Consider the following 12,626-nt stretch of genomic DNA (forward strand, 5'->3'; position numbering starts at 1 on the left):
TGCAATTGCACGTCACTGTGCAAAACCTGGACTCCCCGTCGCGCATCCGAGGAAGGCGACCCCTGCCATGCGACTCGTCATGACCGAACCGGTCGAGAAGATGGAGCGCCCGTACGCCCGGCGCTGGTGGGCACTGCTCGTGCTCTGCCTGAGCCTGCTGATCATCGTGATGGCGAACACCGCCCTCACGGTCGCCGCGCCCGACATGACGAAGGACCTCGGGCTGACCAGCGCCGACCTGCAGTGGGTGATCGACGGTTACACCGTCCCCTACGCCGCCCTGATGCTGCTGCTCGGCGCGATCGGCGACAAGTACAGCCGGCGCGGGGCACTCGTCCTCGGGCTGGTCGTCTTCGGCGGCGGCGCGGTCGCCGGCTACCTCGCCGACAGCTCCACGTCCGTCATCGCGGCCCGCGCCGTGATGGGCGTCGGCGCCGCACTGATCATGCCGGCCACGCTCTCCCTGCTGGCCGCGACCTTCCCGCGCGCCGAACGCGCCAAGGCGATCGTCCTGTGGACCGCCACCGCCGGGCTCGCCATCGCCGCCGGACCGGTCGTCGCCGGCGCCCTCCTGCGCGACCACGGCTGGTCCTCGACCTTCCTGATCAACGTGCCCATCGCGGCCTTCGCGATCGTCGCCGCCTTCGTGCTCGTCCCGCCGTCCAAGGCGGGCCACCACGACCGCATCGACTACATCGGCGGCCTGCTGTCGGTCGTCTGGACCGGCTCCCTCGTCTACATGATCATCGAGGGGCCGCACTTCGGCTGGGGCACCAAGGCGGTCACGGCGGCCGTGGTCGCGGGCGTCGGCCTGGTCGCCTTCGTCGTCTGGGAGCTGCGCCACCCCCGCCCGATCCTGGACGTCCGCCGCTTCGCGCACCGCCGCTTCGCCGGATCCAACCTCGCCGTCGCCCTGTTCTTCCTCGCCGTCTTCGGCGCCTTCTACTACCTCACCCAGCACCTGCAGTTCGTCCTCGGCTACGACGCCCTGCAGACCGGCGTACGGATGCTCCCGCTGGCCGGCGCGGTCTTCGTCGGCTCGGCCCTGACCGGTTTCCTGACCCCGCGGGTGGGGATGAAGTGGACCGTCACGGCGGGCATGGTCGGCGGCACCAGCGCCCTCGCCCTGCTGACCCGGGTGGACGCGGGATCCACGTACACCGACTTCCTGGCCCCCCTGATCATCCTCGGCCTGGCCATCGGTCTGGCCCTCTCGCCCTGCACCGACGCGATCATGGGCGCCTTCCCGGAATCCGAGCTGGGCGTCGGCGGCGCGGTCAACGACACCTCGCTGGAACTGGGCGGCTCGCTCGGCATCGCCATCCTCGGCTCGCTGCTCGCCACGTCGTACGGCAACCACCTCTCCGACGCCACCGCCGGCAGCAAGCTCCCGGCGAGCGCCCTGGACACCGCGCAGGACTCGGTCGGCGCCGGATACGCCGTCGCCCAGGGCATCGGCGACAAGGCGCACGCGCTGGCCGCACAGGCGGCGAAGACCCCGAACCCGCAGCAGGCCGCACAGCTCAAGCAGCAGGCCGCCGAACTCGCCTCCGGCGCCCGCCAGATGGCCGACGCGGTAGGCTCCTCCTTCTCCTCCGCCGTCGCCCACACCAGCCTGGTCGGCGCGGTGGTCCTCGGCCTCGGCACCGTCCTCGTGGGCTTCCTGCTCCCGGGCCGTGAAGCCCCCGCGCCGGACGTGAAGACCGAGGAGAGGGAACTGGCGGACAGCACGGCCGGCTGACGGCTTTCCACCCCCATCCACTAACGTGCCGCTCCGGATCAATCGGAACGGCACGTTCGTGCGTGGCGTCAGTACGTGTATGGAGGCACGGGGGATGAGTATCGACTGGGACCGGCGGACCTGCGCGCGCAAGGGGCATGTGACCTACGCGCCCGACGACCCCCGCCTGCGGCTGCGGCTGCACGCCGCGACCGCGCTCGGCGAGGTGTGGCGCTGTCTGCGCTGCGGTGACTTCGTGCTGGGGGAGCCGCACGGCTCGGGACCGGCCGACGAGGCGCCGCTGGTGCCGCGCGGGAAGGTGCTGCGGGACCTGTTCATCCTGCGCTTCCTGGCGATCGAGCGCGCCGTGCGCGGCGTGTTCATCGTGCTGGTCGCCGTCGCGGTGTGGAAGTTCAGTAACAGCCAGGACGCGGTGCGCCGGCTGTTCAACGAGAACGTGGACGTCTTCCGCCCCGTGTTCAAGCACTTCCACTACGACCTCGACCACTCACCGGTCGTCGGCTCCATCCAGAAGGCGTTCGGCTACAAGCACTCCACGCTGCTGCTGGTGGCCGCCCTGCTGCTGGCCTACGCGCTGATCGAGCTCATCGAGGCCGTCGGCCTCTGGTACGCCAAGCGCTGGGCCGAGTATCTGACGGTCGTCGCCACCGCCGCCTTCCTCCCGCTGGAGATCTACGAGCTCACCGAGAAGGTCAGCTACCTGAAGATCGCCACCCTGGTCCTCAACCTCCTCGCGGTCCTCTACATCGCCGTGGCGAAGCGCCTGTTCGGCCTCCGGGGCGGCCGCAGGGCCTTCGAGGAGGAACGGCACAGCGCGTCCCTGATGGAGGTGGAGGAGTCGGCGGGCGTGACGGTCTGATGCGCGTCGAGCGAGGACGGCCGACGGCGGCGCCTACCGGGTCTTCGGCAAGCACCGCACCGGTGGCCTCGTCACCGTCCGGAGGTCCGGCCGGGGCGGCCGGTGGTGTACCCGGGCTCCGACGGCCACGGCCCGCGGGAGGTCCTCTGACCCGAGGAGGGCTGGACCGCCCGTCCGAACGCCGTGCTCGCGGACCTCGCCGCCCGGCACGCGACCACCTCGTGCCGTCCCGCCGGGGAGATCGTCGCCGCGGCCGGGGCGGAGTTCGTCCTTCGCCGACGACCTCGACGCACTCTGCCGCTGAGCGGCGCTCACGGTCCGCGAGCGGGTGGCGCCGGCTCGTCCCGGGTCCTTCACCGGGCCCGCGTGGCCTCCGTCAGCCGCGTCAGTTCCTCCGGGCTCAGGTCCAGGTCCGTCGCCTGGGCCGAGTTCCTGATCGTCTCCGGGCGGCTCGCGCCCGGGATCGGGAGGACGGTCGGGGACAGGGACAGCAGCCAGGCCAGGCAGACCTGCTGGGCGCTCGCGCCGTGGTCGCGGGCCACCTCGTGGAACGCGGCGTACCGTGGGTCCGCCGCCCGGCCCGACGGGCCGTCCAGGGCACTGCGGGAGATGCCGCCGAGGGGGCTCCAGGGCAGGAACGCCAGGCCGAGTTCCGCGCACAGCCGCAGCTCGGGCTCGCTGTCACGAACCCCGGGGGAGTAGCGGTTCTGCACGCAGACCAGGCGGTCACCGAGGATCGTACGGGCCCGGGTGATCTGGTCGCTGGTCACGTTCGACAGGCCGGCCAGGCGGATCGTGCCCGCGTCGAGCAGGTCGCGCAGGGCGCCGACCGACTCCTCGAACGGGACGGCGGGATCGGGCTTGTGGAGCTGGTAGAGGCCGATCGCCTCGACGCCCAGCCGCTTCAGTGAGGCCTCCGCGGCCGTCTTGAGGTGCCGGGGCGTGCCCGTCGTCGTCCAGTCGCCGTCGGCCGGGCGGCCCCGGCCGCCCTTGGTGGCCAGCAGTACCCCGTCGGTGTCACCGCCGTAGGTCGCGAGGGCGCGGGCGAGGAGGAGTTCGTTGTGGCCGGGCTCCTGGCCCGGCAGGTGGTAGGAGTCGGCCGTGTCCAGCAGGGTCACACCCGCGTCCAGCGCCGCGTGGACGGTGGCGAGGGCGCGGGCCTCGTCGGGCCGGCCCTCGATCGACAGCGGCATGGCACCGAGTCCCACCGCGCTCACCTTCAGGTCGCCGATCGTGCGGTGGCGCATCTCAGTTCTCCCTTCCCAGGGTCTCGGCGACGGCCTTCGGCAGCCACTGCCGTACGTCACCGAAGGCGAAGCCGAGCCCGGCGGCCCGGGAGTTGTCCATGGCGTAACGGCGGCGGAAGGCGAAGGGGGAGACTTCGGCGGACTCGGTCACCTCGAACCGCACCTCGCCCCCGGGGAGCCGGGCCGCCACCGCGGTGCACAGCTCGTCCAGGGTCAGCAGGCCGTGGGAGGCGGCGTTCACCGGGCCCGTGAAGTCCGCCCCCGCCGCCCAGAACAGGAAGTCGGCGATCTCCTCGACGTGGATGTACGTCGCCGGGTGCGGGAGAGGCGGTACGGCGATGGGTGTGCCGGTGCGGACGCGGTGGGCGTAGTGCTCCAGCCGGCCGGTGAAGTCGTCGTCACCGCCCAGCACATGGGCGACCCGGACGGACACGAACGGCAGGCCGGCCCCCGTGAACACCGCCTCGGCCTGCCGCTTGCCCTCGCCGTAGTGCGCCCCGGCGAACTCGGCGTCGTCCCAGGCGAGTTCCAGGTCCACGGCGACGGTGCTCGGATCGACCGCGCTCTCCGGCACCGGCACCGCCGAGTCCTCCTGCTCGTACACCTCCACCGTCGACGTCATGACATAGCGTCCGGTGCGGCCCGTGAGGACCCGGCGGGCGATCTCCGCCTGGCGCGGGGTGTAACAGACCTGGTCGATGACGACGTCGAAGGTACGGCTGCCGATCGCTTCGGTCAGCGCCTTCTCGTCGTCGCGGTCGGCCACCAGATGGACCGCTTGCGGCGGCGGGGCCGACGATCCCCGGTTCAGGACCGTGACCCGGTCACCCGCCGCCAGCAGCCGGGCGATCAGCCGCTTGCCGAAATAGCGGCTGCCGCCGATGACCAGTACCTCTCGTGCCTTTGTCATGACCATAATTCTCCGGACCGGGCAGGGAGCTCTGAAGGGGGAGACATGGGAGATCGGGTCACCACACCGAAAGAACCACGGCATCTGCGGGCCGTCGCCGACGAAACACAGGTGGCCTTCGACGCGGTGGACCGGCAGATCCTCCAGCTGCTGCAGACCGACGGACGGATCAAGCTGAGCGAGCTGGGCCGGCGGGTCACTCTGAGCCCGGCGGCCGTGGCCGAGCGGGTGCGCCGGCTGGAGGCGGCCGGCGTGGTCGAGGGGTACGGCGCCCAGGTCGAGCCCGCCCGCCTCGGCTACGGCATCCAGGCCTTCATCCGGGTGAACCCGCACGGTGGCTACAGCCTCAAGCACCCCAGGACCCTCGAGCTGATCGACCGCCCGGAGATCACCGAGGTGCACCACGTGGTCGGCCAGGACTGCTGGATCCTCAAGGTCGCCGTCACCGACACCGTCCACCTGGAGGAGGTCCTGGAGCAGACCTCGGCGCTGGGCCGGACGACGACGTCGATCGTGCTGTCCTCACCGGTGCGCCGGAAGCCGCTGCTGCCTCCGAAGTGAAACGGGAGCACCGCTTGCCCTGACGCCGACGTCAACACCTACGGTCGAAGGCATGCGAATCGGCGAGCTGGCCGCACGGGCCGGGACCACCACCCGCACCCTGCGCTACTACGAGGCACGCGGGCTGCTGCCGGCCCGGCGCGACGGCAACGGACACCGCACGTACGACGAGGGCGACCTGAGGCTGCTGGAGCAGATCCGGACGCTGCGGGACTTCGGGTTCGAGCTGGAGGAGACGCGGCCCTTCGTGGAGTGCCTGCGCTCCGGGCACCCGGAGGGCGACTCCTGCCCGGCCTCGCTCGCGGTCTACCGGCGCAAGCTGGACGAGCTGGACGCGCTGATCGGGCAGCTGTCGGCCGTGCGGGAGACGGTCGCCGGGCAGCTGCGGCGGGCCGAGCGGGCCCGGGACGCGCTGGCCGCCGAGGCGCTGGTTCCGGGTGGCCCGGAACCCGTGTGCGAGCTGGGAGGGCTTTCGCGATGAGTCTGGTGAGCGGACTGGCCGAGGTGACGGACGCGGATTTCGAGGCGGAGGTGAGGAACTCGGAGCTGCCGGTCCTGGTGCAGTTCACGGCCGACTGGTGCGGGCCGTGCCGGCAGCTCGCGCCAGTGCTGAAGGACATCGCCTTCGAGGAGGGCGACCGGCTGAAGATCGTGCAGCTCGACGTGGACCGCAATCCGCAGACGACGATCGCCTACGGCGTGCTGTCCACCCCGACCCTGATGGTCTTCCGGGACGGTGAGCCGGTGCGGTCGATGGTGGGGGCGCGGCCCAGGCGGCGGCTGCTGGAGGAGCTGGCCGACGTGCTGTAAAACCCGTGCGCCCGTGAAAAAAATCCCCCGAGCAATTGCGCTCGGGGGATTTCTCTGCGTATATTCGGTGGTTCGCGACTTCTCTTGAGGGAAGGCGCGGAGAAGTTCAGTGAGCACAGTATATCCGGGCGGGAGCGGAATTGTCAAACACCGAATTTCCACGCGATGAATTGCGGCACGAGCAGGAATTCATCGACGGACTGTACGCGCGCGTGGACGTGCTGCGCGGCGAGGCCGAGACGTCGGTCACGGACGCGCTCGCCCAGGGCGACAAGCCCATGCAGGCCCGGCTGGAGCGGGACATCCTGGTCGCCGAGCGCTCGGGGCTGCTCGCCGCGCTGAACGCCGTCGACGGTTCGCTGTGCTTCGGCCGGATCGACCTGGCCGACGGTGCCGCCCACCACATCGGCCGGATCGGGCTGCGCGAGGACGACACCGAGCGCACGCCGGTCCTCATCGACTGGCGGGCCGACGTCGCCCGTCCCTTCTACCTGGCCACCGGCCACACCCCGATGGGCCTGCGCCGCCGCCGGCACATCACCACCCAGGGCCGGACCGTGACCTCCCTGCACGACGAGATCCTCGACCTCGGCGACGCCACCCGCACCGGCTACGAGGACCACAACGGCGACGCCGTGCTGCTGGCCGCGCTGAACTCGGCGCGCACCGGCCGCATGAGCGACATCGTGCAGACCATCCAGGCCGAGCAGGACGAGATCATCCGGGCGCCGTACCGTGGGGTACTGGTGGTCGAGGGGGGCCCCGGCACCGGCAAGACGGCCGTGGCCCTGCACCGGGCCGCGTACCTGCTGTACGAGCACCGGGAACTGCTGGCCCGCCGCGCGGTACTGATCGTCGGCCCCAACCCGGCCTTCCTCGGCTACATCGGCGAGGTGCTGCCCTCCCTCGGTGAGACCGGTGTGCTCCTGGCCACGGTCGGCGAGCTGTTCCCCGGAGTGAAGGCGACCGCCGTCGACACCCCCGAGGCGGCGGCCGTGAAGGGCCGCGCCGACATGGCGGACGTGCTCGCCGCCGTCGTGCGCGACCGGCAGGCCCTGCCGGACCCGGTCCTCGCGATCGAGCACGACCGCGAGGTGCTCATGCTGGACGACGGCCTGGTGCGTGTCGCCCGCGAGCGCACCCGCGCCGCCGGGCTGCCGCACAACGCGGCCCGCGAGCACTTCGAGGGGCACATCCTCAACACCCTCACCGAGCTGTACGCCGAACGCGTCGGCACCGACCCGTACGACGGCAGCAGCCTGCTCGACGCCTCCGACATCACCCAGATCCGTGACGAACTCGCCGAGAACCCCGAAGTCTGGTCCGCCGTCGACCAGTTGTGGCCGAGGATCACCCCGCAGCGGCTCGTCGCCGACTTCCTCGCGGAGCCGGAGGGGTACGTGAGCGAGGAGGACGCGGCCGCCGTCCGCCGCCCGGTGACCCGCGCCTGGACCGTCGCCGACGTCCCCCTCCTCGACGAGGCGGCCGAACTCCTCGGCGAGGACGACCGGTGGGCGCGGGCCCGGGCCGAGCGCGAGCGCGAGACACAGGTGGCCTACGCGCAGGGCGTCCTGGACGTCTCGTACGCCTCCCGGACCTACGAGTTCGAGGACAGGCACGACGAGGACTCCGAAGTCCTGTCGGCCCACGACATCATCGACGCCGAACGCTTCGCCGAGCGGCACGAGGAGGCCGACCACCGCAGCGCCGCCGAGCGGGCCGCGGCCGACCGGACCTGGGCGTTCGGGCACATCATCGTGGACGAGGCGCAGGAGCTGTCCCCGATGGCCTGGCGGCTGCTGATGCGGCGCAGCCCGACCCGGGCGATGACCCTGGTCGGCGACCCCGCGCAGACCGCCGAGGCGGCCGGGGTCGGCTCCTGGGCGGACATCCTGGCGCCGTATGTCGAGGACCGCTGGGAGCACACCCGCCTCGGCGTCAACTACCGCACCCCGGCCGAGATCATGGAGCTGGCCGCGGCCGTGGTCCGCGCCGAGAACCCGGACTTCGAGCCCCCGAGTTCGGTCCGTTCCACCGGGGTGCGGCCCTGGGCGCGGCGGGTCCACGACGACCTGCCCGGCGCGGTCGCGGAGGCCGTCGCCGAACTCACCCCGGCCGAGGGCCGCCTCGCGGTCATCGCCCCGCGCGAGCTGCACCGCCGGCTGGCGGCCCGGCTGGACAACGTCACCGCGGGTGGCGAACCGGACCTGACGCAGAAGGTCGTCCTGCTGGATCCGCGCCAGTCCAAGGGGCTCGAATTCGACTCCGTCCTGGTGGTCGAGCCCGGGCGGTACGGCACCAGCGACCTGTACGTGTCCCTGACCAGGGCCACGCAGCGACTGGGTGTGGTGCACACCGGGGAGCTGCCGAAGGCACTGGCCGAGGCCTTCGGGTAACGCGCGGGCAGCGGGAGGCGACAGGCGGTGTCCCGGCCCCTGGGCCCCGCGACGCCCGGATGATCCGAACGGAAGGGTCTAGGCCGGCCGGAGCCACACCACGGCCAGGGGCGGCAGCGTCAGCCTGATGCTCGCCGGGCGTCCGTGCCATGACTGGGGTTCCGGCTTGATGACGTCCGGGTTGGTGATGTCGCTGCCGCCATAGCGGGCCGCGTCGGTGTTCAGGACCTCCAGCCAGGCCGGGACGTCCTCGGGGACGCCGAGGCGGTAGTCGGGGCGGACCACGGGGGACAGGTGGCAGACCGCGAGGAGCGGATTGCCGTCGGCGTCCAGGCGCAGGAACGCGAACACGTTGTCGTCCGCCGCGTCCCCGGTGGTCCACTGGAACCCCGCCGGGTCGGTGTCGCGCTGCCACAGGGCGGGGGTGGCCCGGTACAGGGTGTTCAGATCCCGCACGAGGTCCCGTACACCCCGGTGGTCGGCCTCGGCGCCGTAGGACGGGTCGAGCAGCCACCAGTCGGGGCCGTGCACTTCCGACCACTCGGCGCCCTGGGCGAACTCCTGCCCCATGAACAGGAGCTGCTTGCCGGGGTGGGCCCACATGAAGCCCAGGTAGGCGCGGTGGTTCGCGCGCTGCTGCCACCAGTCGCCGGGCATCTTCGAGACCAGGGACCGCTTGCCGTGCACGACCTCGTCGTGGGAGATCGGCAGGACGTAGTTCTCGCTGTACGCGTACACCATCGAGAAGGTCATCTCGTGGTGGTGGTAGGCGCGGTGGACCGGGTCGTGGGCCATGTACTGCAGCGAGTCGTGCATCCAGCCCATGTTCCACTTCAGGCCGAAACCGAGCCCGCCGAAACCGCTCGGGCCCTTGTGGTGGGTGGGGCGGGTGACGCCGTCCCAGGCCGTCGACTCCTCGGCGATGGTCACCACGCCCGGGCAGCGCCGGTAGACCGTGGCGTTCATCTCCTGCAGGAAGGCCACCGCGTCCAGGTTCTCCCGGCCGCCGTGCTCGTTCGGGGTCCACTGGCCCGGCTCACGCGAGTAGTCCAGGTAGAGCATGGAGGCGACCGCGTCGACCCGCAGGCCGTCGATGTGGAACTCCTCGCACCAGTACACGGCGTTGGCGACGAGGAAGTTGCGCACCTCGCGGCGGCCGAAGTCGAACTCCAGGGTGCCCCAGTCGGGATGCGCGGCCCGCAGCGGATCGTGGTGCTCGTACAGCGGGCGCCCGTCGAACTCGGCCAGCGCCCAGTCGTCGCGCGGGAAGTGCGCCGGCACCCAGTCCATCAGCACGCCGATGCCGGCCCGGTGCAGCCGGTCCACCAGGTACTTGAAGTCGTCCGGGGTGCCGAGCCGGGCCGTCGGGGCGTAGAAGCCGGTGACCTGGTAACCCCAGGAGCCGCCGAAGGGGTGCTCGGCGACCGGCATCAGCTCCACGTGGGTGAACCCCGTCTCCCGTACGTAGGCGGCGAGTTGGTCCGCCAGCTGGCGGTACGTCAGGCCGGGGCGCCAGGACGGCAGATGGACCTCGTAGACGGAGAACGGGGCCTCGTGCACGGGGGTGTCGGCCCGGTGCGCCATCCACTCCGCGTCGGTCCACTCGTGGTGCGAGGCGTGCACGATCGACGCGGTGGCGGGCGGAGCCTCCGTACGGCGGGCCAGCGGATCGGCGCGCAGGGTGCGCGAGCCGTCCGGACGGGTGATCTCGAACTTGTACGCCTCGCCCTCGCCGATCCCCGGCACGAACAGCTCCCACACCCCGGAGGAGCCCAGCGAGCGCATCGGAAAGCCCGTCGCGTCCCAGAAGTTGAAGCCACCCGCGACCCGTACACCCCGCGCGTTGGGCGCCCACACCGCGAACCGGGTGCCGGTGACGCCCTGATGGGTGGTGACATGGGCGCCGAGCGCCTGCCACAGCTGCTCGTGCCGGCCCTCACCGATCAGGTGCAGGTCCAGCTCGCCGAGCGTGGGCAGGAAGCAGTAGGGGTCCTCGGTGTCCAGGACGTTCCCCTCGTACGCCACCAGCAGCCGGTAGTCCGGCACGTCCGCGAGCGGCAGCGCCCCCGAGAAGAACCCGTCGCCGTCGTCGCGCAGTTCCGTGCGCAGCCCCTCGGCGACGACCGTGACGGACAGCGCGTACGGCCGCAGGACCCGGAAGACGACGCCCGACTCCACCGGGTGGGCGCCCAGTACGGAGTGCGGGTCGTGGTGGGTGCCGTGCAGCAGCCGCTCGCGGTCGGCGGATTCGACAGCGGGGGAGACGGCGGCATCCGGGGTGTGCTTCGAGGGGGCCGGCTTCTTGGTCGTCACGGGACGGATCCTCCTGGTCTTCACGCGGCGAGGCGACGGATCGCCGAGAGCGGTACGGGGAGCCAGTCGGGGCGGTGCCGGGCCTCGTAGACGACCTCGTAGACCGCCTTGTCGGTCTCGAAGGCCCGCAGCAGCACCGGATCGGTGCGCGGGTCGCGGCCGGCCACCTCCGCGTACCCGGAGCAGTAGGCGGCCCGGCACACGCGCGCCCAGTCCGGTGCGGGAGGGCTCACCGAGTGGGCCGCGTAGTCGAAGGAGCGGAGCATTCCCGCGATGTCCCGCACCGGCGGCTGCGGCATGCGCCGCTCGGCCGGCGGCCGGGCCGGTTCGCCCTCGAAGTCGATCAGCGACCACTGCCCGGACGCCGAGCGCAAGCACTGGCCCAGGTGCAGATCGCCGTGGATCCGCTGGGCCGTCCAGGTGCGGCCGTCGGTGGCGAGGTCGGCCAGTGCCCGGTAGGCCGAGCGCAGCCCGTCCTCGTACGGCCGCAGTCCCGGCACCGCCTGGACGGCCGCCTCCAGTCGCTCGGTCATCCCCTCGGCCGTCGACTGCAGCTGGGCGTGGCCGAGAGTGACCGTCGGCAGGGCGTGGGCGAGCGCGGTGTGCACCTCGGCGGTGGCGCGGCCCAGCGCCCGCGCCTCGGCGGCGAAGTCCTCGCCCTTGGCCAGTTCGCGCAGCGCCAGCTCCCAGCCGTCGCTCGCCCCGCTGACGAAGGGCTGGAGCACCGCCAGGACGTACGACTCCGCGCCCACGTCCGCATGCAGCCAGGCGGTCGGCGCGGGCACCCGGGGGCAGCCCTCGCGGGCCAGCGCCAGGGGTATCTCCAGGTCGGGGTTGATGCCGGGCACCACGCGGCGCAGCAGCTTGAGGATGAACGTATCGCCGTAGACCACCGACGAGTTGGACTGCTCGGCGGTCATCAGCCGGGCCACCAGCCCGGCGCGGATCTCCTGACGCGCATCCCCCTCGAAACGCAGTCCGCCGATGCGGGCCCGGGTGCGCAGGGCCTCCAGCAGTACTTCGGCGGGCCGGGGGTCGTACAGGGCCTCGTACACCGTGCGTCCGGCGAGGGGGCCCTCCTCCAGATGTCCGATCAGCGCGGGCGCCAGCCGGGGCGGCAGCGCCTCGCGCACGCCTATGAGGAGCTGGTAGCAGTCGCCCGGGTGGGACTCGTCGCCCAGGGCGGACGGCTGGTGGACGCGCAGGAGCAGGTGGTAGAGGCCCAGCCGGCCGTCGGGAGGCAGCAGTTCGGTGGCGGCCACGGGGGTGAACCCGGTGACCGGGCGGCCCTTGCCGGCGAACCAGCGCTGCCTCGGCAGCCACTCGCGCAACAAGGGGTCCAGGGAGGCGAGGAGCGGGGTGGTGGTGCCGGATGAGGTGACCGTTTCCGCCATGGGCGTCACGTCCTTTCCCCGGAGCGCGAGGGGGGGTATCACTTGTGCGTGCCCCGGGTGGGGCGGGAGAAACCGCCCCACCACCGGGGTTCTACGCCACGTTCCGGCGCAACCGGAACCAGTAGAAGCCGTGCCCCGCGAGGGTGAGCAGGTACGGCAGCTCGCCGATCGCCGGGAAGCGGACCCCGCCGAACAGTTCGACGGGGTGCCGCCCGCAGAACCGGCTCAGATCCAGCTCCGTCGGCTGCGCGAAGCGGGAGAAGTTGTGGACGCACAGCACCAGGTCGTCCCCTCCGTCCCCTGACAGGGGGGCCTCCCGCAGGAAGGCGAGGACGGCCGGGTTGGAGGACTGCAGCTCGTTGTAGGACCCCAGTCCGAAGGCGGGGTTCTGCTTG

General features: G+C 71.9%; 11 protein-coding genes. 6 read left to right on the forward strand and 5 right to left on the reverse strand.

Translation table 11 applies throughout. The annotated features are described in order from the left end of the window. Positions 1 to 67 precede the first annotated feature (67 nt). Both ACWC94_RS39025 and ACWC94_RS39030 read left to right on the forward strand, forming a co-directional pair. Positions 68 to 1,741: an MFS transporter gene (locus ACWC94_RS39025; protein WP_450802105.1), complete on the forward strand. Its 1,674-nt coding sequence runs from the start codon at positions 68 to 70 to the stop codon at positions 1,739 to 1,741. 94 nt (positions 1,742 to 1,835) lie between these two features. Continuing rightward, positions 1,836 to 2,600 carry a DUF2127 domain-containing protein gene (locus tag ACWC94_RS39030; RefSeq protein WP_450802106.1) on the forward strand — a complete coding sequence of 255 codons (765 nt, stop codon included), beginning with the start codon at positions 1,836 to 1,838 and terminating at the stop codon, positions 2,598 to 2,600. A gap of 353 nt (positions 2,601 to 2,953) precedes the next feature. Here the strand turns inward: ACWC94_RS39030 and ACWC94_RS39035 are convergent, their stop codons facing one another. Beyond that, complete coding sequence (locus tag ACWC94_RS39035; RefSeq protein WP_450802107.1) at positions 2,954 to 3,847, reverse strand: aldo/keto reductase; 894 nt, start codon at positions 3,845 to 3,847, stop codon at positions 2,954 to 2,956. Position 3,848: 1 nt separating this feature from the next. Beyond that, entirely contained in the window at positions 3,849 to 4,757 is a 909-nt protein-coding gene (locus ACWC94_RS39040) for an NAD-dependent epimerase/dehydratase family protein (protein WP_450802108.1), read from the reverse strand. A gap of 45 nt (positions 4,758 to 4,802) precedes the next feature. On the opposite strand from ACWC94_RS39040, the gene ACWC94_RS39045 reads away from it, so the two are divergent. The 4 genes from ACWC94_RS39045 to ACWC94_RS39060 all read left to right on the forward strand — a co-directional run bounded on the left by ACWC94_RS39045 (position 4,803) and on the right by ACWC94_RS39060 (position 8,524). Continuing rightward, positions 4,803 to 5,318 (forward strand): Lrp/AsnC family transcriptional regulator, encoded by a 516-nt coding sequence (locus ACWC94_RS39045; RefSeq protein ID WP_450802110.1) that lies wholly within the window; start codon positions 4,803 to 4,805, stop codon positions 5,316 to 5,318. Between the two features lie 52 nt (positions 5,319 to 5,370). Beyond that, the gene (locus ACWC94_RS39050) at positions 5,371 to 5,799 is read left to right on the forward strand and encodes a MerR family transcriptional regulator (RefSeq protein ID WP_450802112.1); all 429 of its coding nucleotides are present in this window, start codon (positions 5,371 to 5,373) and stop codon (positions 5,797 to 5,799) included. Continuing rightward, complete coding sequence (gene trxA / locus ACWC94_RS39055; RefSeq protein ID WP_450802114.1) at positions 5,796 to 6,128, forward strand: thioredoxin; 333 nt, start codon at positions 5,796 to 5,798, stop codon at positions 6,126 to 6,128. Before ACWC94_RS39050 ends, trxA begins: the two co-directional genes overlap by 4 nt. 170 nt (positions 6,129 to 6,298) lie before the next feature. Next, complete coding sequence (locus tag ACWC94_RS39060; RefSeq protein ID WP_450802124.1) at positions 6,299 to 8,524, forward strand: HelD family protein; 2,226 nt, start codon at positions 6,299 to 6,301, stop codon at positions 8,522 to 8,524. 78 nt (positions 8,525 to 8,602) lie between these two features. On the opposite strand, the gene glgB is transcribed toward ACWC94_RS39060, so the two are convergent. The 3 genes from glgB to ACWC94_RS39075 all read right to left on the reverse strand — a co-directional run. Further along, on the reverse strand, positions 8,603 to 10,837 hold the full coding sequence (gene glgB, locus ACWC94_RS39065) for a 1,4-alpha-glucan branching enzyme (protein WP_450802115.1): 2,235 nt from the start codon (positions 10,835 to 10,837) through the stop codon (positions 8,603 to 8,605). Between the two features lie 20 nt (positions 10,838 to 10,857). Continuing rightward, positions 10,858 to 12,231 carry a maltokinase N-terminal cap-like domain-containing protein gene (locus tag ACWC94_RS39070; protein ID WP_450802117.1) on the reverse strand — a complete coding sequence of 458 codons (1,374 nt, stop codon included), beginning with the start codon at positions 12,229 to 12,231 and terminating at the stop codon, positions 10,858 to 10,860. Between the two features lie 91 nt (positions 12,232 to 12,322). After that, positions 12,323 to 12,626, reverse strand: a 304-nt coding sequence (locus ACWC94_RS39075) for an alpha-glucosidase C-terminal domain-containing protein (protein ID WP_450802119.1), incomplete at its 5' end; no start/stop codon positions are given.

It is taken from the genome of Streptomyces sp. NPDC001135, assembly GCF_053598395.1.

Bases quoted from the DNA above. Each gene is read 5' to 3' on its own strand.
- ACWC94_RS39045 (WP_450802110.1), top strand. From the start codon at position 4,803: ATGGGAGATCGGGTCACCACACCGAAAGAACCACGGCATCTGCGGGCC.
- trxA (WP_450802114.1), top strand. From the start codon at position 5,796: ATGAGTCTGGTGAGCGGACTGGCCGAGGTGACGGACGCGGATTTCGAG.
- ACWC94_RS39070 (WP_450802117.1), bottom strand. From the start codon at position 12,231: ATGGCGGAAACGGTCACCTCATCCGGCACCACCACCCCGCTCCTCGCC.
- ACWC94_RS39040 (WP_450802108.1), bottom strand. From the start codon at position 4,757: ATGACAAAGGCACGAGAGGTACTGGTCATCGGCGGCAGCCGCTATTTC.
- ACWC94_RS39030 (WP_450802106.1), top strand. From the start codon at position 1,836: ATGAGTATCGACTGGGACCGGCGGACCTGCGCGCGCAAGGGGCATGTG.
- ACWC94_RS39035 (WP_450802107.1), bottom strand. From the start codon at position 3,847: ATGCGCCACCGCACGATCGGCGACCTGAAGGTGAGCGCGGTGGGACTC.
- ACWC94_RS39050 (WP_450802112.1), top strand. From the start codon at position 5,371: ATGCGAATCGGCGAGCTGGCCGCACGGGCCGGGACCACCACCCGCACC.
- ACWC94_RS39025 (WP_450802105.1), top strand. From the start codon at position 68: ATGCGACTCGTCATGACCGAACCGGTCGAGAAGATGGAGCGCCCGTAC.